The sequence below is a fragment of the Micromonospora alfalfae genome, from assembly GCF_022230925.1.
Taxonomy (GTDB): domain Bacteria; phylum Actinomycetota; class Actinomycetes; order Mycobacteriales; family Micromonosporaceae; genus Micromonospora; species Micromonospora alfalfae.
The window spans coordinates 66525-88346 of record NZ_JAKKFH010000062.1 but is presented as its reverse complement, the minus strand read 5'-3'; the positions used below and the strand labels follow the sequence as shown (position 1 = coordinate 88346).

General features: G+C 66.2%; 23 protein-coding genes. 15 read left to right on the top strand and 8 right to left on the bottom strand.

The features are described 5' to 3' along the window. Positions 1 to 36: 36 nt before the first annotated feature. Positions 37 to 906 carry a DUF6545 domain-containing protein gene (locus tag MED01_RS33375; RefSeq protein ID WP_238672435.1) on the bottom strand — a complete coding sequence of 290 codons (870 nt, stop codon included), beginning with the start codon at positions 904 to 906 and terminating at the stop codon, positions 37 to 39. 721 nt (positions 907 to 1627) lie between these two features. Between MED01_RS33375 and MED01_RS33370 the strand changes: the two genes are divergently transcribed. Continuing rightward, positions 1628 to 2098, top strand: a complete 471-nt coding sequence (locus tag MED01_RS33370) for a helix-turn-helix domain-containing protein (protein WP_238672434.1) — start codon at positions 1628 to 1630, stop codon at positions 2096 to 2098. Between the two features lie 50 nt (positions 2099 to 2148). Here MED01_RS33370 and MED01_RS33365 read toward each other — a convergent pair whose 3' ends face one another. After that, the gene (locus MED01_RS33365) at positions 2149 to 2766 is read right to left on the bottom strand and encodes a phosphoesterase PA-phosphatase (protein ID WP_238672433.1); all 618 of its coding nucleotides are present in this window, start codon (positions 2764 to 2766) and stop codon (positions 2149 to 2151) included. Between the two features lie 327 nt (positions 2767 to 3093). Between MED01_RS33365 and MED01_RS33360 the strand changes: the two genes are divergently transcribed. The 3 genes from MED01_RS33360 to MED01_RS33350 are packed head-to-tail and all read left to right on the top strand — an operon-like array spanning position 3094 to position 5653. Then, entirely contained in the window at positions 3094 to 3573 is a 480-nt protein-coding gene (locus MED01_RS33360) for a hypothetical protein (protein ID WP_238672432.1), read from the top strand. Between the two features lie 11 nt (positions 3574 to 3584). After that, a complete protein-coding gene (locus MED01_RS33355; RefSeq protein WP_238672431.1) occupies positions 3585 to 4814 on the top strand; it encodes an MAB_1171c family putative transporter in 1230 nt (409 codons plus the stop codon). 8 nt (positions 4815 to 4822) lie between these two features. After that, the gene (locus tag MED01_RS33350; protein ID WP_238672430.1) at positions 4823 to 5653 is read left to right on the top strand and encodes an SAM-dependent methyltransferase; all 831 of its coding nucleotides are present in this window, start codon (positions 4823 to 4825) and stop codon (positions 5651 to 5653) included. A 961-nt stretch (positions 5654 to 6614) separates the two neighbouring features. Here the strand turns inward: MED01_RS33350 and MED01_RS33345 are convergent. Together MED01_RS33345 and MED01_RS33340 are read right to left on the bottom strand one after the other, a co-directional pair. Continuing rightward, entirely contained in the window at positions 6615 to 7469 is an 855-nt protein-coding gene (locus MED01_RS33345; protein ID WP_238672429.1) for a hypothetical protein, read from the bottom strand. Between the two features lie 41 nt (positions 7470 to 7510). Next, complete coding sequence (locus MED01_RS33340) at positions 7511 to 7624, bottom strand: LAVTG motif-containing sortase-dependent surface protein (RefSeq protein WP_238672428.1); 114 nt, start codon at positions 7622 to 7624, stop codon at positions 7511 to 7513. Positions 7625 to 8545: 921 nt separating this feature from the next. Between MED01_RS33340 and MED01_RS33335 the strand changes: the two genes are divergently transcribed. The 8 genes from MED01_RS33335 (at position 8546) to MED01_RS33300 (ending at position 17627) form a co-directional block, all read left to right on the top strand. Continuing rightward, entirely contained in the window at positions 8546 to 9163 is a 618-nt protein-coding gene (locus tag MED01_RS33335; RefSeq protein ID WP_238672427.1) for a hypothetical protein, read from the top strand. A 75-nt stretch (positions 9164 to 9238) separates the two neighbouring features. Beyond that, positions 9239 to 9961, top strand: coding sequence for a tryptophan 2,3-dioxygenase family protein (locus tag MED01_RS33330; RefSeq protein ID WP_238672426.1), 723 nt, complete (start codon positions 9239 to 9241; stop codon positions 9959 to 9961). Next, entirely contained in the window at positions 9958 to 11127 is a 1170-nt protein-coding gene (locus MED01_RS33325; RefSeq protein WP_308193590.1) for an aminotransferase class V-fold PLP-dependent enzyme, read from the top strand. Before MED01_RS33330 ends, MED01_RS33325 begins: the two co-directional genes overlap by 4 nt. Further along, entirely contained in the window at positions 11124 to 12362 is a 1239-nt protein-coding gene (locus MED01_RS33320; RefSeq protein WP_238672425.1) for a tryptophan 2,3-dioxygenase family protein, read from the top strand. The genes MED01_RS33325 and MED01_RS33320 overlap by 4 nt, the downstream gene beginning before the upstream one ends. Next, entirely contained in the window at positions 12359 to 13594 is a 1236-nt protein-coding gene (locus MED01_RS33315) for a nitric oxide synthase oxygenase (protein ID WP_238672424.1), read from the top strand. The genes MED01_RS33320 and MED01_RS33315 overlap by 4 nt, the downstream gene beginning before the upstream one ends. 8 nt (positions 13595 to 13602) lie before the next feature. Beyond that, complete coding sequence (locus MED01_RS33310; RefSeq protein ID WP_238672423.1) at positions 13603 to 14094, top strand: hypothetical protein; 492 nt, start codon at positions 13603 to 13605, stop codon at positions 14092 to 14094. Beyond that, positions 14091 to 15743, top strand: a complete 1653-nt coding sequence (locus tag MED01_RS33305) for an oxidoreductase (RefSeq protein WP_238672422.1) — start codon at positions 14091 to 14093, stop codon at positions 15741 to 15743. The genes MED01_RS33310 and MED01_RS33305 overlap by 4 nt, the downstream gene beginning before the upstream one ends. A gap of 768 nt (positions 15744 to 16511) precedes the next feature. Next, positions 16512 to 17627 (top strand): tyrosine-type recombinase/integrase, encoded by a 1116-nt coding sequence (locus MED01_RS33300; RefSeq protein WP_238672421.1) that lies wholly within the window; start codon positions 16512 to 16514, stop codon positions 17625 to 17627. 439 nt (positions 17628 to 18066) lie between these two features. Here MED01_RS33300 and MED01_RS33295 read toward each other — a convergent pair whose 3' ends face one another. Next, positions 18067 to 18615, bottom strand: coding sequence for a hypothetical protein (locus MED01_RS33295; protein WP_238672420.1), 549 nt, complete (start codon positions 18613 to 18615; stop codon positions 18067 to 18069). 182 nt (positions 18616 to 18797) lie between these two features. On the opposite strand from MED01_RS33295, the gene MED01_RS33290 reads away from it, so the two are divergent. Beyond that, positions 18798 to 19007, top strand: a complete 210-nt coding sequence (locus MED01_RS33290) for a hypothetical protein (RefSeq protein ID WP_238672419.1) — start codon at positions 18798 to 18800, stop codon at positions 19005 to 19007. 518 nt (positions 19008 to 19525) lie between these two features. On the opposite strand, the gene MED01_RS33285 is transcribed toward MED01_RS33290, so the two are convergent. Continuing rightward, positions 19526 to 19906 carry a hypothetical protein gene (locus tag MED01_RS33285; RefSeq protein WP_238672418.1) on the bottom strand — a complete coding sequence of 127 codons (381 nt, stop codon included), beginning with the start codon at positions 19904 to 19906 and terminating at the stop codon, positions 19526 to 19528. After that, positions 19828 to 20364 (bottom strand): hypothetical protein, encoded by a 537-nt coding sequence (locus MED01_RS33280; RefSeq protein ID WP_238672417.1) that lies wholly within the window; start codon positions 20362 to 20364, stop codon positions 19828 to 19830. The genes MED01_RS33285 and MED01_RS33280 overlap by 79 nt, the downstream gene beginning before the upstream one ends. Positions 20365 to 20407: 43 nt before the next feature. Between MED01_RS33280 and MED01_RS33275 the strand changes: the two genes are divergently transcribed. Together MED01_RS33275 and MED01_RS33270 are read left to right on the top strand one after the other, a co-directional pair. After that, entirely contained in the window at positions 20408 to 20731 is a 324-nt protein-coding gene (locus MED01_RS33275) for a hypothetical protein (RefSeq protein WP_238672416.1), read from the top strand. Further along, positions 20656 to 21144, top strand: a complete 489-nt coding sequence (locus tag MED01_RS33270) for a site-specific integrase (RefSeq protein WP_238672415.1) — start codon at positions 20656 to 20658, stop codon at positions 21142 to 21144. The genes MED01_RS33275 and MED01_RS33270 overlap by 76 nt, the downstream gene beginning before the upstream one ends. Before the next feature lie 148 nt (positions 21145 to 21292). Here the strand turns inward: MED01_RS33270 and MED01_RS33265 are convergent, their stop codons facing one another. Then, positions 21293 to 21481, bottom strand: a complete 189-nt coding sequence (locus tag MED01_RS33265; protein WP_238672414.1) for a hypothetical protein — start codon at positions 21479 to 21481, stop codon at positions 21293 to 21295. Between the last annotated feature and the right edge of the window lie 341 nt (positions 21482 to 21822).

Genomic DNA, 21822 nt, shown 5'->3' with positions numbered 1-21822 from the left:
TTGGACGCCGCTGGAGCGCAGGTCCTGCCGCTCCGGCTACGCCGCGCCGGCCCAGCCGTTTCGAGTCACAGCCCTGTTCAACGGGGTGATCGGGAAACTATCGAAGGCCGTGGACCCAGGTTCCTCGGGCCGCGAGCCGTAGGCCACCGGGCTCCAGCGAGCGAGTTCCGCAGCGACGAGGGGGGAGTCATGTAGCGCAAGACCCACCAGCGCCAGGCGGCGGGCCTCCGCGCGTATGTCGTATGCCGCAAGCCGCCGCTGAGGTAACCGTGGGACGTCGTCCGAGGGCGGCTCGGTCTGATGGCGCCGCAGCGCCACCGCCACCTGAGCCGCCTCGACCACCGCAGCCGTACTCGTGGCATCCAGTTGATAGCGCTGGGCACGCTGGGTCGCGCTGTCGTGTACCTGCCGCGAATACCACGGACGCAGCAACCGCAATGCCTCGTGCACCTCGACGGCCCGCCGGTAACGCTGCCGGCTGCCGCCAATTTCTACCGGGACCCTTTCAGCAGTAGTGGTGGTGATGATTGCGGCCTCGGGCATGCCCGCTCGTAGGGTCATCCACAGCTGGTTGACCTGCCAGTCCGTTCGGCGATCGATCCACCAACTCGTAGGCCACCACAGCCGCTGGCTAAGGATCGAGTTGGCGGTGCCGGAGGTCAATGCCCGGCTCGCGACCGTCGCAGCATTGGACAGCCGCTGGAAGAGCAGGTCCGCTGCGAGCTCCGCTTCAGCCTCGACGGCTGCGTCGACCTCGGCATGCAGGGCGTCGCCACTGTGGTTGAGGACAAGGTGAGCCAGCTCGTGCAGGATGCCTTGCGTTCGAGGCAGCATCGGTAGGGCCGAGTCAACAATGATGACGTCTGCGTGCTCGAGCTTGATGAGAAACGCAGAGGGGAGGTCCATACCGAGGTGCTCGCCGCGAAGGTGGATCGGGCGGCCTCGGCCGTGGGCGATAGCCTCGCACCAGGCATCGACGGTGTATGGAGCGGGCGGAGGCGGCAGCCCGGCATCCCGTAGGCGACGTGCGATACGGCCGCGCGCCCAAATCATGTGGGTCTCCTGGCATTACAGCCAGTATGTGACCAGAGCCTTAGCGACGGTCGCCGGCGATGTGAAGACGGCCGTCCAATGCTCAGCTGAAGCCGCTGAGCGCGACGGTCTGCGGGACCAACGTTTTGGGAAGGTGCGCCGCTCCCGCTGTGCCACGTGTGGTGCTGTTGCAAGTCGCTGCCACCGGTGTCGACCGGTATCGGCAGCGGCCCCGAAGTCTGCTGCTCCGAGGCCACTGACGCCAGCTCGCTTCGACGCAGGGGTGCCGCGTGACGGCAACCGCGGCGGCATGTGCCCCGCGGGTTTCTGCCTGGCGAAGGCTCTCCGGCGCGCATCGCGCATCCCCCCGATCCCGCTTCTTCGATGCGCTGCCCGTCTCCGATCCGGCATCGCCGGTTCCGCCAGGTGTCGAAACAACGGACACCTGTTGCAACACTATGGTTGTCCGATACCGTGTCACTGCCACAGCAGTGGCCGTGCTTGAGCAAGCTTCGCACTGGGCGGTACGGCTCCGCAACTGTTGTGGTCGGAAATTCACTTTGCCCACGATAGTGGCGCGTCGAGGAGTTGGGGAATGACCATGACGGACTCTGGGGGTGGACCAGGGTCGCACCCTTCGGCTGGGCCAGGCTCTGGAGGCTCCACGTTCGCGGGTCGACTCCAAGCTCTCTTCGACGAACGCCTGAACAAGGACACGGAGAACAAGTTCACGCCGGAGGAGGTCTCCGCCGCCACAGGCCTGTCGGTGTCCTATTTGAACTATCTTTTGAGCGGCGAGCGGGACAACCCCACCATGAAGAACATCCAGCGCCTGGCTGACTTCTGGGGTGTTAGTCCGAACTACTTCTTCGACTCAGCCGAGCCTGCCGGCCATGCTTCGGCTCCCGAGGTGGACCCTGACCTCGCTCAGATCACAGTCCTGGCGCGAAACCTACCTCCCGGCATGCCAAGGGCTACCTTGCGGGCGATTGTCGAGGGGGTTGCCGCTTTGGAGGCGCGGCGGAACCACCCGCCGCGTCGCGGCGGTCGACCCGGATCGGCCTGACACCCCTGAACTGAACGGCAAGCTCCTGGTGGGCGTGGACACGCCGTCGGTCAAGCCAGCACAAGGAATATCGGCATCGAGATGACCAGGCCCGCGCCGGTGCCAGCCACCACCTGAGCAGGCGTGTGGTCGCGCAGCCGGATGCGGGACCAGCCGATAAGGGCTACGACCGGAACAGCGAGAAGCAGCAGCGGTGGACCAAGCACGCTCACCAGCACGGCGGCCGAACCAGCCGCGACTGCTGCGTGCACGCTGATCTTCCAGGCGAGGTTGACCGCAGTCAAGGTCAGTCCAATCGCGAACGTCGCGACGACCAAGGCTGTCAGCGGACGTGGCGCGCCGAAGCCAACCAATATCGCAATTCCGCCCAAGACCGACAACAGACCCCACATCATTGGTGCTCGGCGCTGCTCTCTACGCCCGACGTGCCGGTCGGTGAGCTGACCCCGGCGGACACCGAGCCACACGACGCTCGCTGGAAAAACCGAGCAGAACAGCGCAGCCGTCAGGCCCCAGGCGAGTCCGATGCGAGCAGTGGCTGCACTTTGGATCCCGATGACGATCGGCATAGCACCCGTGAGATGGGTCGGAGCGAACACCTCTGTCGCGACGAGCGCCACCCTGTCGGCGAGTTTGGGCCGCTGGGGCAGGTCGATAGTTACGTTCAAGGGGTAGGCCTCTCCGTGGACGCGTCATCATCTCGGTGGGCGCGTGCGAAGTGCGATTCGCCCCGTTTGGCGATGCTTCAGGACACTCGTTTGTGGAAGTTCCATGGCTGCAAGCGGTAGAGGGGTGCCTCCGGAGCGTGTTGGTGGCTATGCTGCCCCCTTAGCGTCTCACCACTATTGTGGTCGGCTCTTGAGCGTAGTCACTGAGCGGCCACTTAGTGGGGCCGGGGCGCTGCTCGGCGCACGGTGTGCCTCGGCGCGCCCGCCTCAGGAGGTGAAGGTATGTGGCGGCGGCAAGAGCGCCGGGCTGAGTGGTTGCTCCGTCGGGTGGCGGTTGAGCTGCCCGTGCCGTTGACGGTTCAGTCCTTGATCGCGGCGCTGGAGGCTGCACGAGACCGTCCGATCCAGCTGGTCGCGATGACATCTCAGACCTCGACCCTGCCGTGCGGCCTATGGGTGGCGACGCCCGAAACGGACTACGTCCTCTACAGCAGGGCGACGTCGATGGTCTTGGAGGTGCAGACCCTCCTGCACGAGCTCATGCATATGGCACTGGACCACGTAGGCAGTCCTGTAATAGACGGGGCCGGCGAGGTCATGGCTGAAATGTTCAGCGTCGAGGGCGTCGACTCTGTGATGGCTCGATCACCAAGGACCTATGACCAGCAGCAGGAGCGAGACGCTGAGGTGGTCGCGACATACCTAGGGGCGCGGTTGGATGGCCTGGGGGATGTCGTCAACGTCGCTGGCCTTCACGACGACGCCGCCGCAGTGGTGTACCGCATTGCTGCAGCTTTGACGGACTAGACGGGGCCAACATGCTGGTGGCGATCGGTCATATAGTCACTGCGGTGCTCGCTATGGCGGCGTTTCTGGTCAAGCTCGGAGCGCTGAGGCGAGACCCTGAGGATCCCAAAATTCAGGCGAGCGTGGCTATCTGTCTTGGCTGCGCAGTGGCCGTCATCGTGGGCTGGGCGCCGGTGTATGCCGCAGTCGATCAAGCCACCGGTATACCGAACGTCACGAAGATCCTGGAGAACGGCTCCGTTCTGGTAGTTGCTGCTGCGGTGCAGATATTGTTTCTATATCTCGGTGACCCGGAGAAGGCCCCGCGCCGGCTCCGGGTCCGGTTGGTGCTGCTTACCGCCGTACTTTGTCTGATGGTAGCCATGTTCGTGGCGGCCGACGTCGCTGTATCCGAGCCTCTGCGCTTCGCGGAGAGGTATGCGGAATTGCCGGAAATCGGCATTTATATGCTGGGCTATCTAATTTGCCTAGCTGTAGCAATTGGCGACATTCTCCGAATGTCGATCCGCTATGCGAAGTTCGCCGAGCGTCGGCTGCGTGTCAGTATGAGACTCCTCGCGATTGGCGCCACTTTCGGTGCCGGGTACGTAGTGCACAAAGGTCTCTTCATTGCCTTGAAGCTAAGAGGCATTGATCCTCCGTGGTCTGAACCGATCGTGTCGCAGGCGCTAATCACGTTGGCACTGCCCCTAGTGTGTATCAGTCTCGTATTTTCGTCCGCATGGAAATTCGCTGATGCGATGCGAGCGCTGCCGCGACGACGCCGCCTGTATCGGCGACTACATCCACTGTGGTACGCCCTCTTCCAGGCGACGCCTACTATCGCGCTTGACCCTCCTCGTAAACCCGAGCGGGCCAGAGGTGTACTGCTGAGCGCTGGACCGCACTTATATCGGCGATGCGTAGAGATAGCCGACGGCCTACAAGCGCTCGGCCCGCTGGACGCAGGAGTCATTGCTGAGACGAAGCGAAGCGCGGCATGTGCCGGTTACAGCTTCGACCGGGCTGCGGCAGCTGGCGAGGCAGCGGCAATTCTAACCGCCATGCAGAGGCTCAATTCACCGGCAAAAGCCGGGTCGGAGCCGCAGGAAGATCCCGGTCTGGAGCCGCAGGAATCGCGTGTTTTACATCCGGATGTCGAGGCCGATGCGCAGCGGCTGGCCTTGGTATCGGACGCGCTCGTCGAGCTGCTGGCAAGGGATTCCAATAGCCCCGCGGTAGTGCCCGCGCATCGAAAGTAGGAGAAATCTTGACTGACCAGCGGACTGCTGCCGGCGGCGTGGACTTCGGTCGCGCCACGGTCGCCCGTATCTACGACTACCTCCTCGGTGGTGAGAGGAACTTTCCCGCTGATCGGGCGGCGGCGCATCAGCTCCTGCAGGCCGTCCCGGAGGCACGGGATATTGCCTGGTCGAATCGCCTGTTCCTGCGCCGAGCCGTACATGTGCTGGCCGAGGCCGGCATCCGGCAATTCCTGGACCTAGGATCGGGCATTCCTACTCAAGGTAACGTTCACGAAGTCGCGCAAGCAATCGCGCCAGACAGCCGGGTGCTCTACGTCGACATCGACCCAGTCGCGGTTGTCGCATCCAACGAAATCCTAATGGGCGGCCCGCACCGCGCGCTGGAAGGCGACTTCACCCAGCCTGAGCTTCTGCTGGACACCCTCAGCGACAGTGACCTAGCAACGGTGATTGACCTGAACAGGCCAGTCGCCGTGCTCTACTGCGCGGTGCTCCAGCAAGTGCCCGACAATCGGATAGATGCCGTTATCGCACCCATCCGAGACCAGCTTGCTCCAGGAAGCGCGATGGTCATTTCGCACCTGAGCGCCGTCGACGTAACCGACGCCTATGACGAGACAACCGTCTCCACGGCAAAGAGTGTGTTCAAAGCACAAGCGGCCACCGAAATCACACTCCGAACGGACGCGCAGCTCGGCGCCCTGTTTGGTGACTTCACCATTATGGCACCCGGACTAGTGCCACTCAGTGATTGGCGTCCAGAGTTGAGTGGGCCCGACCCCTACTCCACTGCACCGACTCGTTCGCCGATGCACGGAGCCGTCGCTGCCCGCTGACGCCTGATCGCCGGAGCTGACGAGCTACCGGTACTGGTCGAGGTACCTCCGTGGGACCAAAGCTGTCCGGTCGATGACGTAGTGAGGAGCGAGCCGGGAACCGCGGAGTTTTGAGGCTTGGCGCGCTCCCATCCCTCATCGATCTAATGAGCTAGGCCAGATGTCGGTGGCTCCGGCCATAATCGCCCTTCGTGAGTCTTGGTTCGGGATGCCCCAACTGCGTGCAGCTCAACAGCCGGCGAACGTCACCTGCCATCTACGCGGCCGGGATACGAGTGACACGGACGCGCAGCACATATGGCGCCCGTACCTGTGGACGGCTGCTCGCCGATCGCTACGATGGCCACGTTGGACGGTCTAGCACCGGTCATCGCATTGTCGGTGCAGGCGTTCATACTCGTGATATGTCATCTCTTGCCGCTAGCCCGTGTTGTGGCGCCACCGGCGGTCGACGCCATTTGGCTTCGGTCTACGCCGCAGGGATCAGGACGACTCACACCAGCACCACCATGTTGGCACCGCGAGTTCTGGTGGTTCGGGGTCGCAGCGTAACGAGGTCGACGACGGGGCTGGCGCATCTCCTGCGGCCGCCGGTCCAGCCGCAGTCACCTCGCCGGCCGATGGTGGTGGCTTGGATCTGCTGCGGGTTGCTGTGTCTGCTCGCGTACGGCGTTGTCGCAGCGCCGGCAGCTGACCGTGCTGCATGCGCCCTGATGATGGGCCTCGTCGGTTTGGTGGGTGCTCCTGCCGCGGCTCTCGCACTGGCTCGGTCGAGTGGCCGCGGCAGCGGCACGCTGGCTGGCCGGGCTTGGCAGGTCTGGCAGGCGGGATCGTGGTGCGGGCAGTGCGGGCAAGCGACACTTCCCGTGCCGTGGGCGGGCCGAGAGGTCGTCGTACCGGGGTTGGCTGTGCATCACGCCGTCGAGGAGATCGCCGCCGGGCGGCTGCCGGCGCAGGCTGCCTACCGCTGAACGGGCGTTGTGGTGGCCTGTGCCCATAGGTCACGTAGTGGTGCCCACGAAGATGCCAGATCAGCCCAGTAGCAGGTGAAGACTCCTGCGATGGGCTTCGTGGGGTCGCTCCACCAGATGGCGGCCACGACTTGTCCTGCCCGGTTGCCGGTGGGAATTCGGTAGGCGTACTCGATGTACTGCATGGTGCGGCCGGCCGCGGTGCTCTGCTGCGTCGGAGCCGCCGCACCTGCGGCCAGGGCGGCCGCGTTCGCCGCCTGACTGCGGTATCGGGCTTCTGCGGCCTCCCGGTCGGCGAGGTTGCGGTACGTGATCCAGTAACTGGTGACGATTCCTGCCGTGCAGCGGGTTCGAGTCGTCTCACCGTTGCCGCGCTGCGCTTCGCTGATGGCATCGACCGAGCAGCCTCCGATCGTGCCGAGCCAAGGTCCGGCGAAGTCCGCGATGTCGGGCGTCGGCAGGGTAGCCCGGTTGACCGTCGCTTGGCGTTGCGCGAACGCTGCGCCAGCCGATGCGGTGGGCGCCGTTGTTATCGGCGTGTGACGCGGCGGTGGCACGACCGTGTAGTGCAGGCCGAATCCGATGGACGCGCCCGTGAGCAGGGCCGCTAGGGCGAGCGCCGCAGGTCCGCGCGGCCATCGCCTCCGTCGGCCGCTTCTGTCGCCGGACACCAAGGACCGTCGCTGGTCGGAGTCAGGGGGATGCGAGCCGGTGCGGATGCCGTTGTCAGGTGGGGTAGCGGTGCGGCGAACGGGTTCGACCGCAGGCACCCGGCCGGGCGCGGTGGTGGGGACGTCCTCGATCGAGGATGGCCAGACCGCCCGATCCGGGTGCTGCGTCGTCACTAGATGCTCCTTCCGCCTGCGTCAGCTGGGCCAGCTTGTGCTCATCGTGGCTTGCGGCGGCCGGCCCGCAGCAGCGCGATGCCGGCGATGAGGGCCGCGCCCCCAGTGGCCGCGATCGGAGCGATACTCCCGCCGGTCACCGGGAGCGACGGCACCGACGATCCTGCGGTACCGCCGTCGCTGCTCGGCCGGTCGCCACGGTCCGTGGCACCCCCGCCGGGCTGCTGCGGAGTCCGCCCCCCGCCTGGCGCACTGCTCGACGGCCGAGGACTTACCCGCGTTGGTTCCGGCGCGGGCGGGGAGTCGGGCGGGGGAGTACTCGGATCGGGCTCCGGCGGCGCGGTGGTCGGATCGGGCGGGGGAGTGGTGGGGTCGGGCTCCGGCGGAGGATCGGTCGGGTCGGGAGTACTGCTGGCGGCCGGCTTCGACGCCGAGGGCTCCGTCTCGACGGCGGACCGTTGCGGCTTCGGCTTGTCAGGACTGGCCGTAGCGGTCGCCGAACTCGAAGGGCTCACCTCCGCCCTCGCCGGTGACGCGGAAAACGCGCCGATCGTCGCAAGGGCGAACGCCGAAGCCGCCAATGCCGCAAGGCGTTGCCGCACCTGAGATTCAGGCTGATTCACGATCTATTACCTCCCCGTGTTGCACGTTCCTGGCCGGCGGTCATGCAAACTGCCGCCGCATCCAATGGCGGATTGGACGCTAGCGTTTCCCCCACCAGGGCACCAGCTTCACCATCTCCGCGATCTACCTTTATAGCCGCTGTTTGTGCAGCTCAACATGGTTGCGGCTGGCCGATGTGGTTGTTTGGTATCCGGCTAGGTGTAGTCGCATTAGTAGACACGCACAAAGGTGCTGTGGTGGATTCGATGCCGAACGACTCAGTCCTCGACAACGGGGGAGGGACCTGGGTTCGGGCTCGCCGCCATATTGCGGTGGGCTGATGCGCTGTGCCCCCAGTTAGGTGCTGCCGAATGAACGGTCGAGCAAACCAATCCATCTCTGGCATGAGGGGCAGCCGAGAACGGCAGGGAGCTCTCGCGCTGATGCCCTCCGCCCACGGCGCAGGGCACCGCATGAGCCTGCCTGCTCGCCGAGCTGCTGCAGCTCTTGTCATGCTCCTCGGGCTTGCGGCGTCGGCACTGACCGGCTGCTCGGAGGCCGACGACACGTCCGTGACCGCGCCGGTGGCGTCGTCCAGCACCGCCGGGTTCGGCACTGCTGGGACATCCACGGGCCCGCCAGCAACCTACCGAAGCGTTGACGCGCTGTGCCCTGCGCTGGATTTCCGGCCGCTGAGCGAGCTGTTCGGCCCGGTGGGACAGCAACAGCACCAGAACCGTCCGGTCGGTGCCACCACCAACCTGACATGTACGGCGACACTCGGTCAACTGCCCGGAGGCGTCGTCGTGACCGTGGCGGCCACCATCGGGGCGCCGGAGGCCGGGCGGGTCATGTATGAGGGACTGCGCCGCGTTCATACCGAAGCCGAGTCCGTTCGGGACATCGCGTCCCTGGGTGCTGGCGCCTACGCGTACACCGACGCGGCCGGAAGCCACATCGTCACCTACGACGCCAATCTCTACCTCACGCTGACGGCCGCGCCGCTGCGCCTCAACGCAAACCCGGACCCCGCCCTGGTGGAGCCGACGTCCCGCGTGGCCGCGTCCGCGTTGTCCGCGCTACACGGCTGACCCCTACCTCACAACCCGTACAGCGTTTTCGCCGGGCCGCGGCGTAACCGATCCGAACCATGCGGAGGACCACCCTTGTCCACGACACCCCTGCCCGCAGTGCTGCCCGGCACCGCAGCGACCGACTACGCCCGCTACATGCGTACCGACGTACTGCTCTCCCTGCAACGCAGCACCACCGAGGGGGCGCACCCCGACGAGCTGCTGTTCCAGGTCGTCCACCAGTCCTCGGAACTGTGGTTCAAGCTGATCTACGACGAGTTGGCGCGCGCGCTCGACCACATCGCCGACGACCACCCCGGCGCGGCCGAACTGCTCATCCAGCGGGCGGCGCAGAGCCTGCGGCTGGTCACCCACCAACTGGACATCCTGCGGCACCTGCACCCGCTGCAGTTCGCGTCCTTCCGCGCCGAGTTGGGCAACGGCTCCGGCTTCGAATCGCCCGGCTGGAAACTGCTGCGCCAGGCCACCACCGAACTCGACATCGCGCTGAGCGGGCTACTGGCCTCACTCGACCTCACGCCGATCGACCTCTACCGCGGACAGCCATCCGACCCGCTATACCGGCTCGCCGAAGCGCTCGTGTCTCTCGACGAGCAGATCGCGCTCTGGCGCACCCAGCACTACACCATCGCGACCCGCATCATCGGCCACGGCGTGCTCGGCACCCGCAACACCCCAGTCGACAGCTTGAGCCGGCTCATCTCGCATCGCTGTTTCCCCACGCTCTGGGAGGCGCGTACCGAGCTGACCGAATCCAGCCCTCGCGGTCGCCAGAGCAGGCAGGCCCAGCAGTGAGCGCCACAGCTGTCCCGATCCCGGCGGGCATCCGCAGCCGATTACCGAGCCTGGAGCAGACGGTGCACCTGGCCGCGTGCAGCATCGGCCCGCGCAGCACCGCAATGGATCAGGCGCTGGCCGCGATGCTGGACGACCTGTCCCGCCCCGGCTTCTGGAGCGCCGCCGAGGAACAGGTGACCGACGCCCGGCGCCGATTCGCCCGCCTCATCGGCGCCGAGGTCGACCAGGTCGCGATCCTGCCCAACGTCAGCGTCGCCGCCTACCAAGCCGTGTCCAGCCTGCGCTGGCGGCGCCGACGCGACCTGCTGACCACCACCGCCGAATTCCCCGGCGTCGCGCACGTATGGCTGGCCCAGGAACCCCGTGGAGCGCGAGTGCTCTGGTGCGGCCCCCGCGCCGGCCGGGTCAGCTCCGCTGACTACCTGCGCGCCATCACCACCGACACCGCGCTGGTCTCCGTGCCCGCCGTTACCCATCACGACGGGACCCGCCTGAACATCCGGCGCGTGGCAGACGCCGCTCACGCCGCCGGCGCCGCGGTGATCGTCGACGCCTACCAGGCCGCCGGCGTCATGCCCTTGAACGTCGACGCGCTGCGCTGCGACTACCTGATGGCCGGCACCGGAAAGTACCTGCTGGGCCTGCCGGGGATCGCCTTCCTGTACGTGCGCCATCCCGGCGGACCCGCCCCGGCCCTGACCGGCTGGCTCGGCCGCATCGATCCGCACGCGTTCGACGCGACGCAACTCGACTTCCCGGCGCACGCCCGCCGCCTCGAGACCGGCACACCATCGGTGCCCGCGGCGTACGCCGCCGTGGCCGGGCTGTCGCTCATCGAGGACCTGGACCTGACCGCGGTCCGTGAACATACGCAACGGCTCCTGGCCTGCGCCGCCGATCGGCTCACACGGCAAGGCGAGATCGTGGACCTGGCGCCCATGGAGGACGAGCGAGGCGCGCACCTCACGCTGAGGGAACCACGCGCCTGGGCGATGGCCGCCTGGCTTGAGGACCACGGCATCGCCGTCGCCCCCCGCCGCGGCGTCGTCCGCATTGCCGCTCACGCCTACACGAACGCCCGCGACATCGACGCGCTCTGCGACGCGATCGGCGAGTACCGAGTCAAATCCCGCAGCGGGACACCGATCGGAGCATCACGGTGACCAGCGCGCAACCCCTGCACCGGTGGCTGGCGCAGCGCCGCCCCTCGGCCGACCGGTTCCCCTTCGACGCGGTCGTGACCGCCTACCAGCACTACGGCAAGCACTTCGTCCCCGACGAGTGGACACAAGCGCTGATCGTCGCAAGGGACCGGCTTTCGCAGCTCAACGGCACCAGCACCAGCTACCTGTCCGCGTTCCTCTCCGGTGCGCTCGACAAGATCGACGGCACCTTCGACTACCGCTCATACCTCGGGTTGGCACTCCTGCCGATACCCGACCCGAGCCGGGGTCCGGGTGCGGCCGCGCAACAGCTCGCCCACCGCGACCGCCTACACGCGATCCTGCTGACAGACCTCATCGCCTTCGAGCTCCGAGCTGCCTACGACGACCAAGCGCCGCTTCCACAACTGCGCCCGACACCGCCCGTGGCGGCCAAAAGACTGCGACACGCGCTCCGCGCGGTGATGCCAGCGCTGCGGCGCCTCAGCTTCGTCGAGGACACAACGGACCCCTCAGAGATCGCTCAGCTACGACGCGTGACCGCCGCCGTCAACGTGGACCTCACCGCCGAGGACCGACGGGCCCTGCAGGTCAGCATGCTGCCGGTACACACGGTGCACGACGAGTGGATGTTCATTCGCGTCTTGCAGGCTTTCGAGACGACCTTCGCGTTGCTGGCGACGGACCTTACCGAGATCATCAACGCCGTACAGGCCGGCCGGATGCCGCTCGCCGCGACCAGACTGTCCGCAGCGGCGTCGCTGCTGCGCGAGAGCGCTTCGCTCTGGCCGCTGCTGGCCACGATCCAGCCCGAAGCGTTCCACGCCTTTCGCCCGTACACCGACGGCGCGAGCGCCATCCAGTCCCGCCACTACAAAATGCTCGAATCGCTGTGCCGCACGCCAGACGGCAAGCGTCTGAACTCACCCGCGTACCTGTCAGTTCCCGAGGTCCGCACGGCAATCCTGCAAGGCCAGGTCAGTCTCGATGACGCCCTGGCGGCGGCTCAGCAGTCGGCCTCCACCGACACATTCCTTACCGCCGCGATGCGCGAGTTCACCGCAGCGATCACCCAGTGGCGCCAGACCCACTACCGCCTCGCCGTGCGCGTCCTCGGACCCGAGCGCAGCGGCACCGGCTACACCCAAGGAACCCCCTACTTGCACGACGCCCGCAACGAGCCGGTCTTTCGCCACCGCCCACCCGCCGACCCGGACGCCGGAGTCGACGGATGAACACTGCAGACGTCGCCAACCCGTCTACGTCGACGACGCAGAACTCTGTCCTCGACGAAGCGCATGCCTTCCTCCGCTTGCTGCACCATGAGACCGGCCAAGCGGGGTTCACCCGGCGCTGGCGTGATGTCCGCGCGGAGATCACCACAACCGGCACATGGCGGCACACCACCCGGGAATTGACCTACGGCGCCCGGGTAGCGTGGCGCAACTCCGCCCGCTGCATCGGCCGGCTGCGCTGGCAGAGCCTGCAGGTACACGACCACCGCCACGCCACCGACGTCACCGCTGTGCAGCGCGCACTCGTGAGCCACCTGCACCAAGCAACCAACGCCGGCCGCATCCGGTCAACCATCACCATCTTCCCGCCCGTTCCGGCAGGCGGCTCCGCGCCCGTACGAATCATTAACCCGCAGCTCGTCCGGTATGCCGCCTGGACCGGTCGAGGACACATCCTCGGCGATCCTGCCAATCTCACACTCACGCGCCTGGCTACCGCCCTCGGCTGGCCGGGCCCGCCAGATCGCAGGCCGTTCGACATCCTGCCGTGGATCGTCGCCACCGATGACGGCCACCTACACGCGCTACCCGTCGACCAGAGCGACATCCTCGAAGTTCAGATCCAGCACCCGGAGCACCGCTGGATCGCCGACCTCAGCCGGCGGTGGCCGGCGGTGCCCGTCATCAGCAACATGCTGCTCTCAATCGGCGGCGTGCAGTACCCCGCCCCGTTCAACGGCTTCTTCATGGGCTCCGAGATCGCCGCCCGCAACCTTGCCGACGCCGACCGATACCACCAGACACCCGCCGTCATCGACGGCCTCAAGCTCGACGAGAACGACCGTCTGCGACACGACAAAGCCTTGCTCGCGCTTCAGGAAGCAGTCCTGCACAGCTACGACCGCGCCGGCGTGACGATCACCGACCATCACCGCGAAAGCGAGCACTTCGCGCGGTTCGTCCGCCGCGAAGAAGCCGCCGGCCGCACCGTCGCCGGCGACTGGACCTGGTTGAACAGCTACCCCATGACCCCCCAAGACCCGTCCTGGAAGCGCTACTACAGCCTGGCCGCCCTCCGGCCGGCCCTCTGCCCCGATCCCGCCGCGGCCATCCCCGCCGCCGGGACCGGTCTGAAGGTCCCCCACACGGGCTCGACGGCAACCGTCGCCGAACCCAACCACGAGCGCGCCGCTCCCTCCACGGCCGCTGCCGTTTGTCCCGCAAGAACCTAGGAGGAGCAATGTCAGCATCCATCCAACCGTCGCCCGAGATCGACCAGCAGCCGACGACCGGCAAGATCCGGCGGACCCTGTCCGCCATCGTCGGCCTGATGGTCATCGCCGCCGGACTCGCCGTAGCGGCGGCACCGGCACAGGCCGCGTCCGGATGCCGCAGTGCGCCCTACAGCGCCAGCTTCGGCCTGGCCGACAACTTCATGGTCTTCGACGGCGTGGAGGTCGCATCGGCACCGCGCACGGGGACCTACCGCACCACGAGTCAGTGCCGCGACATCCAGGTCAAGAACACCGGAGACGGCGGCAGCTGGGGCGCACCCTTCAATGCGTGCGTCGTCTACTCAGGCCGGGCGACGTGCTCAAACGGCTGGACCTATGTGCCGCCGGGGCAGTGGAGGAACTTGGCCACCAACGTCAAGGACGGCACCCGTTTCAGCATCTGGATCAGTGTCAACCTCGGCACCTACAACGGTGCCTACGCGGTCGGTGACTGGTGAACCAGCCGTTGACTATGCCGACCGATCAACCTCGACTGGGCGGCGAACGGGAGGCAGCGTCGGGACTTCGGTCCCGCGCTGCCCTCCGGGCAGCCAACGACACCCAACGGGCACCAAACCAAGCTGGCAAAATCGCCGTCATCACCGGCGCCAACGCCGGCATCGGCTACCAAGCCGCCCGTCAACTCGCCGCAGCAGGAGCAACCGTCGTCCTGGCCTGCCGACACCCCGGCCGGATGGCAGAGGCGGCCCGAGCCATCCGCAAGGAGTTCCCCAACGCCGCAATCGATGAGGTCAGCATCGACTTGGGAAGTCTTCGTTCCATCAGAGCGGCGGCCAGCATCATCAGCGACAGCCACCCACACGTCGACATCCTGATCAACAACGCGGGGGTGATCGGCGAGCCCGGATGGCGAACCCTCGACGGCTTCGAATCCTGCTTCGGCGTCAACCACCTGGGCCACTTCGCGTTGACTGGGCTCCTGCTGGACAAGCTGATCGCCGCGGCCGACGCGCGGATCGTCACCGTCAGCAGCACCGCCCACCGCGTCGCACGTCTGAACCCGCAAGAATGGCCCAGCCCACAAAGCCCCAACATCTACCACGCCTACGCCGCGAGCAAGCTCGCGAACCTCTTGTTCGCCTACCACCTGCACAGCCTGATTGCCGCAGCCGGAATCCCGATGCGCAGCATCGCGTGCCAGCCGGGCTGGGCAGCAACACGGCTCCTGTCGCCCCGGCCGCGAAGCACGAAACACCGAGCAAGCGTGGCGGCGCTACAGGCAATCGGCGCCCTCATCGCTCAGCCGGCAGAAGACGGCGCGCAGCCCCTACTGCGCGCTGCCACTGCCGACGTCCCGTCCGGCGTATACCTCGGGCCAAGCCGTTGGTGGCGGACGCGAGGTCCCGCCGCAATCGAGGAATCCAGCGCAAACTCGCACGATGCGCAGGCGGGCCGCCTGCTGTGGGACCTGTCGGTCGAACTGTGCGGTGTGGACTACTCGCCTCTTGCGGGGGCCACGGCAGCCAGCCTCACTCTCGATCTTCCCGGAGATCGCGGGGCCTCCGAACTACGAAAAGTGCCTGATCAGCCGGACGTGAGACCAGAACCTCTTGTTCTCCCCGATGGTGAAGTCCTCGCTGTACGGCCCTCCACCGCAGCAGACGTTGAGGCAGTAGAGCAGCTGCACCGAAACTGCTCAAACCGAAGCCGCCATCAGCGCTACATGGGGGGCTCATCGCCCACACCGGAGAAACTGCGCCGCCTGCACGATCCACCACAGGGCCTCACCCTCCTCGTGACTGAGGACCGGTCAGAGCCCGGCCAGCCGATCATCGCTGTGGCAAACCTGATCGCTCAAGGTGCTGACGCAGAGATTTGTCTCCTTGTGCGAGATGACTGGCAGCGGCGCGGCATCGGGACAGGCCTGCTGCGGCGCCTGCTGGACTACGCAGAGAAGTTCGGCCGAAGGTCCGTTGTGATGCATGTCCAATCACAGAACGCGCCGATGCTACGAACCGTGGCGCAGCTCGGCCGTCGATCTGAAGTAAAACGAGAAGGTTCAGTTACTTCTCTAAGGATCCCCTTGACTGCGGCCTTTAGCTCCCGCGAAGGCAACAGAGCGGAAGGAAGAGCAGCATCAGAGTAGGGAGCGATGCCGCCGTTTGGCAGCTGGCCGGGCCCGGCGTTCGCCAAGGCCGACCCGGCCAGCGCAAGGAGAGGGAGCAAATCAGTGGACAATTATCACTGTCCTAGGACGGTCTAGCGCGTGTTCAACAATTCACCATCGTGAGAAGGTGCTTTTTCAAGTCTGGTTCTCGAAGCGAACCTAGCCAGAGCCGACGAGTGGGCGGCGCAGCGTGGCACTTCTCTGCGGGAGAGGCTCCTACGGTGCCGCAGGCCGGTGGAGGACGAAGGGAGGCGACGGAAGTGGGAGGAGTGCTTCCGTCAAGCGAGGATTGGCCCAATTGGGAGGATGGCGAATTTGGCGATCAACACGGCTCGGTTGACGCTGAGGCCTCGATTCGAGCACGCCATCGCGGCTTCACCCTCGCCGACCTGATCGAAGAAATTGAGAAATCGCCATTCTACTATTGCGTCACCCCAATTAACGATCGAGGCCGTTTGGCCGACCGATCGGCGCTCCGCCTTATGCAGTGGAGCGCCCTTCAATCAATCGAATACGAGGTGGAACCCGGGATTGTCCGCGTGACAAGGTCAGGTTCAGGAATGTGGACAGTCACCCGGCAAGGCCACCTGCGCATTCCGTCAAGCGTCCGACTCGCCGTCGGAATCAGGCCGATAGATCGCCTCCTGGTGGTAGCGGACTTGCGAGGCGTGGAACTCCGGCTATTCACAATGAATAGGCTCGACCGTGCGCTCGGGCTCCAGCAATCTCTGAGAAAGGTGACAGAGCATGGCTGACGACGCAGGTGGACGCCTGGGAGGCGGCGCGGAGTTGGAGGCGGTGCGGTTTTTGATCGCCCGGCTGGGGGTGAGTGCCGAAGAAGTCTTCAAAGGCGTTACGCCGTCGAAAGAAATTCCAACTTTTGGCGAGCATATTTCAAGGGTTTCCGGCGCTGTCGCCGAAGGCACACGGCGGGTATATGGGACTTACTGGCGTAAAATTGAAGAAGTTTGGGGTGATCGGCGCATAGACGAGCCTTCGCCCATGGAGATAAGGCACCTTGCCGAGTTCATCAAGAAGAACGTCGTCGTGCGGCGGAATTCACGTGGCGGACGAACCGCAGTGGAACATTTCATATCAGCCATGCGTTGCCTATACGGCTACGCGGTAGCTGATGGGCTGATTTCGGAAGCGGCGAATCCCGCTGCGCGGGTCGCCAAGCCTCGTCGCCTTGCAAGCACTCGCCGGGCGCTTACTGACAATCAGTTGGCTGCGATAAACAAATTGGTGGCAAATAGTGGAAATGATCCCCGGCTTGATTCGATTCTGCTCAGGCTTCACGAGGAGACGGCCTGTAGGCGAGGTGGTGCTCTCGCGCTTCAACGAGAAGATTTAGACCTCGACGGCTGTCTCGTGCAACTGCGCGAGAAGGGTGAGACGGTGCGGTGGCAGCCAATCTCGCCAACGCTGGCCCGTTCGCTTGTTCAACTCAACAAGGATCGAGGGTCTGGCGGCCAGTTGCTGAGGTATCGGAATGGGGCACCGATCACGCGCCGTCGCTACGACTACATCTGGCAGCGGCTAGGCAAATCGCTGCCTTGGATCGCTGCGCAGCAAATCAGCACTCACTGGCTCCGCCACACAACTCTGACTTGGGTAGAGCGCAACTTCGGCTATGGCATCGCTCGCGCTTACGCTGGGCACGACGGCAGATCTGCCGCCGGGACGACAACGACCTACGTTAAGGCGGACATATATGAAGTAGCGAGAGCACTTAGCGCCCTTTGCGGTGAAAAGCACCCACTAGTCGCTGAGCTTGCGTCCGGCACTCTACGACCGCGGCTCTCACGAGATGCCGGCGATGCCCCGGCCGCGCCATCGTGGCTGGATGGACCCCAGTTCTAAGTGGTTCAGCGACTGGCGATCCAGATCGTCTTCGAGGGCATCCGGCGATCTTCCCGCCGGCGGTTGTCGTCAACCAGGAACGTCTCCGCAGGATCCAGTTTCAACCGGCCGTCGGCCCGCAGGCCAGCGTAAACGGCTAGCCGGACTCGTCCGTGTCGTCATCCGTCTACTCGAAACAGCGCAGTAACCCGCTGCTGGACGACGCCAGTCCGACACCTCGTCTTCGGTTGCCATCAGGTGACCCCTTCGCGGCGCCGCCCTGTCGACCATCTCAACCGTTGACGTCCAGGCCGCAAGGCGTCTGACGGTACGCCTTCCTACGCGGCTGCTGTCACCGTCCGCGACAGCGTGAAGAAGGCCGACGCCTTGGCGGCGTTGCTGCTCGCTCGGATGGCGTGCTCGCGAAGCGCCGCAAAACGACGGGCCGCCTGTACGGCTTTTAGTCCGCGGCTCTCCCTGGCGTGTCCACATCGGTTTGCAAGCGTACGAGGTTGGCATGGCTGATGACGCTCACGGCGTAGACCAATTCGTCACCCAGCACCGGATGGGGCGTAACCGAAGCATGGCGTTGCATCCGAATGAAGACATCTGCTGGAAGCGCTCTTTCGCCTTCGCTGAGGGCTTCCAACGACGTTCCCTGATCTTCCCGACGAAGGTCGGCTCTGTGCTTTTGCCAATCCATTACCACCCCGAGCCCGGTTTTAAGCAGTCCCATAGCTACCACCGCGTACCCAAGGGGCTTGACGTCGCTCGCTACCGCCACGAGCACCGCTTCCAGCGGGCTTGCAAGGCTCAGCCGATCAACAAATATTCCCTCCGTAGGCCGACGGCGCACAAATCCGGACCTGCTGGACCGTTGAATTGTCCCTTCGATGTTGCCGGGGTTGCTAAGCATTTGCTTATTGCGGTCAGGGTCGTCGTCTCGGATTCCTCCATAGCGCTCGCTACCGGGGTCGGGCGGCCCTTCTCTTGGCGGCAGCCTGGGCACGGGTAGGTTGTACGCGTAGTCAGCCAAGGCGCCGAGCGCAGTCAAGTATTGGCCGACTCGCACCGGCCGTGGTCTATCGCCGAGATCTGCGGTCACAACCAGAAACGGCGCCTGCGTTGCGGCGCTAGGGATGGCTCGGGTCATACCGCATTCAAGCACATGCCTCAGAAGGAGGCCTATACGTGACTCTCACCGACGGCGCTGTGATCGGCCACACCGAGGAGCTGATTAGCGAGCACGCGAAGCTCACCGGTGACCCGAATGCCGGCCTCGGGAAGATCGCCCGGTACCTACGCGGTGAACATGACTTGCCGAACATGCCGCGCGGCGCCAAGGCCGAGTATCGGTCGCTGGCGAGAGCGTACGTCACGCCACGCCGTGGCTCCCGCTGATCAGCGAGACCCACGTGAAGGGGCCTCTTCGTGGACGGCTACCGGCCGGCGAAGTCGACCACGAACGCCCGGCCGTGGGAGTTCGAGGCGAACCGCATGGGCGCCCGGCAGACGATCGCGACCCGGAACGCGCTGGAATACGGCGCGTCGTACGTCCTTGTCCTACCAGGCGAGCCGGCCGCAAGGATCGGGAAGAGCTACAACGGCGTCGCAGTCCCCCGACGCGGACATCGTGCTCGGCCGCCTGAACTCAACCCTCACCATCGGCCAATTCCTCACCTGGCCCAGTGTCCTGGTGGAGAGGTAGCATGGCTGGCCCCGTCGGCCCGCCACGCCGGCGATCGCCAGGGCCAGGCGCAGCCGGCTGTAAGCCGCTCCCCATCTACAGCCACCGTTACCAGATAGCCCTTGGCGTAGCGGGAACCCGTCTGCTCGGGCGCGAGGAATGAGCGCGGTTCGGCTGCGCCGCAGTCCGATTCAATCCTCTCACCGGCATCACGGTACGACTGCCGACGATGTCACCGTCCGCAGGTGGGACAGGCTCCCGCCGCCCGGGCGATGACAGCGGCTGACCTGGCTGGTCGTGCTCCGCGGCAGGCGGCGACCGCCGCTGTCAGCGTCACCGCGCTGAGGATGTCGACTATGCCCGTGGTTGCGGTGGCGACCTGGAAGTCGGGGTAGCTGGCGCCGACGAAGTCGGCGGTGATCTCGCTTAAGGGGTACAGGCCGAGCAGCCCGATCGGGGTGAGTAGTGTCAGCAGGGCCCAGAGTCCTCGGGTGTCGTGGCGTAGGGCGAGGATGGCGGCGGTGAGCATGGCCGTCAGCAGCAGCGCGACGGCGGCCTTGGGCAGGAAGGTGCCCCACTCGCCTGACCGGTAGGGGGTATTTCGCTCGGCCATGCCGTGAGCTGCGGCCAATCCAGCGGGGCGACGACGAGCGGCATGAGCCGCTGCCACCGTGGCGGGTCGGTGGGCATGGCCAGTGCCAGAAGGCCGAGCGCGGCGTGGGGTACCAGCACGAACAGCGGCGGTCGCGGTAGACCGACTAGGGCTCCCACCGGGAGCGCGGCGGGGCTCAGCAGCAGCGCCAGGCCGATGGTCATCCGGGTCCAGTGCAGCGGGGCGAGGGCGTGCACGACGCCGGCCAGCAGCCAGACTGCCCAGACGATGATCCCGGTGGTGGCGAACGGTCCGAAGGTCGGTACAACCCAGGGCACCTGACCGGCGATCGTCTCGGCTGCGGTCCAGATGCCGGCGAGGGTGGTCGCGGTGGTGAACGCGAGGGTGGCGGCGAGGCGTACTCCGGTGATGAGGGTCGGCCGCGCCAGCGGCCCGCAGCCGCTCCCGGCCGCCGCCAACCACTACGTCCGACGCGGTGCGCGCCAGCGACTTCGAAGCCCTATGCGGCAGGCCGCCGCGGGTGCCCGCCCTCGCCGGAACTCCCGAAACGGCCGGCACGCCGGCGAGCATCTCATCGCCGCCGCCCGCGCCTTTTACAACCGCGCCATCGCCGACGGCTACCTGACAGGCGTGGACAGCCCTGCCCACCGGATCCGCAAACCCCGCCAGCTGCCCAACACCCGCCGCGCTCTCACTCCCGACGAACTGTCCGACATCAACGCCGCCGCCCGCAGCGGCGGCAATGACATGTGCTCGACGCGCTGCTGCTGCGCCTGCACACCGAAACGGCCTGCCGGCGCGGCGGCGCTCTCGCGCTGCGCCTGATCGACCTGGACACCGACCACGCGTTGATCCGCCTGCGCGAGAAGGGCGGCACGCAACGCTGGCAACCCATCACACCGATGCTCGCCGGCCGGCTGGACGACCATGCCCGAGCCCGCGGCGCCGTCGCACCGACCGAGGCGCTGTTGCGCTACCGCAAAGGCCAACCCGCCATCCACCGGCGTTACGACCTGATGCGGAAACGCATCGGCCGACAGTTGCCGTCGGTCGCCGCCCAAGGGATCACCACGCACTGGCTGCGCCACACCACCCTGACCTGGTTGGAACGCCACTGCGGCTACGGGGTGGCCCGCGCCTACGCCGGGCACACCGATCGCCGCGGACCCGCCACCACTACCTACATCAAAGCCGACCTACATGCCGTCGCCACCGCCCTCGCCGCCATTACCGGCTAACCCCACCCACTTGCCGTCGCATCAAACCGGCAGGCCCTCTGTCTGAGGGGTGACGGCTACCGGCCAGCCTCCCGCGGGCACGGTCCTACAGGCACCGTTCGACCGCTGCGGGGCTGTCTCGCTAACGGTCCTCACCGGGCTGGGACCCTCAAGCCGGCTGGAACGCCGATCCGTTCGTGTTTCGGCGCCCGGAATCGAGGCCCAGGACCTTGACCTCGATGGCACCCTGCTCCGCTGTTCCGGCCGGCAATGGGGTGACGTAGTCTGCGGTCATGAGGTGGGCCGGGCCAACTGAGGCGACGCGGGCGCGGTCCCGCATCGTGGCGGTGGTGGTCATGGTCGCGTTGTTAGTCGTGCTGCACGCCCTGCAATGCGCTAGCGGATCGGACGGACCCCGCTCCGTGGCGGCTACTCCGGCGGCCGCCGTGACGCAGTCGCTCGCTCATGCTGGCGATACGGCCGTAGCCCTCGTCGACGCTACAGCTATGCCTGCTTCTGCCCTGGTGCACGGGCACCACGGGCCGATGGACGGCGCAGACATCGCCGTCACCGCGTGCCTGATCATGATGGTCGCCGTCGGCGTCATCGTGTTGGGCGCCCTGTGGCGCCGGGTCGCTCGAGGTGCCCCAGGTCGGAACTTGACCGGGCGGCTTAGGGGACGGTTCGTGGGTGGCTCTG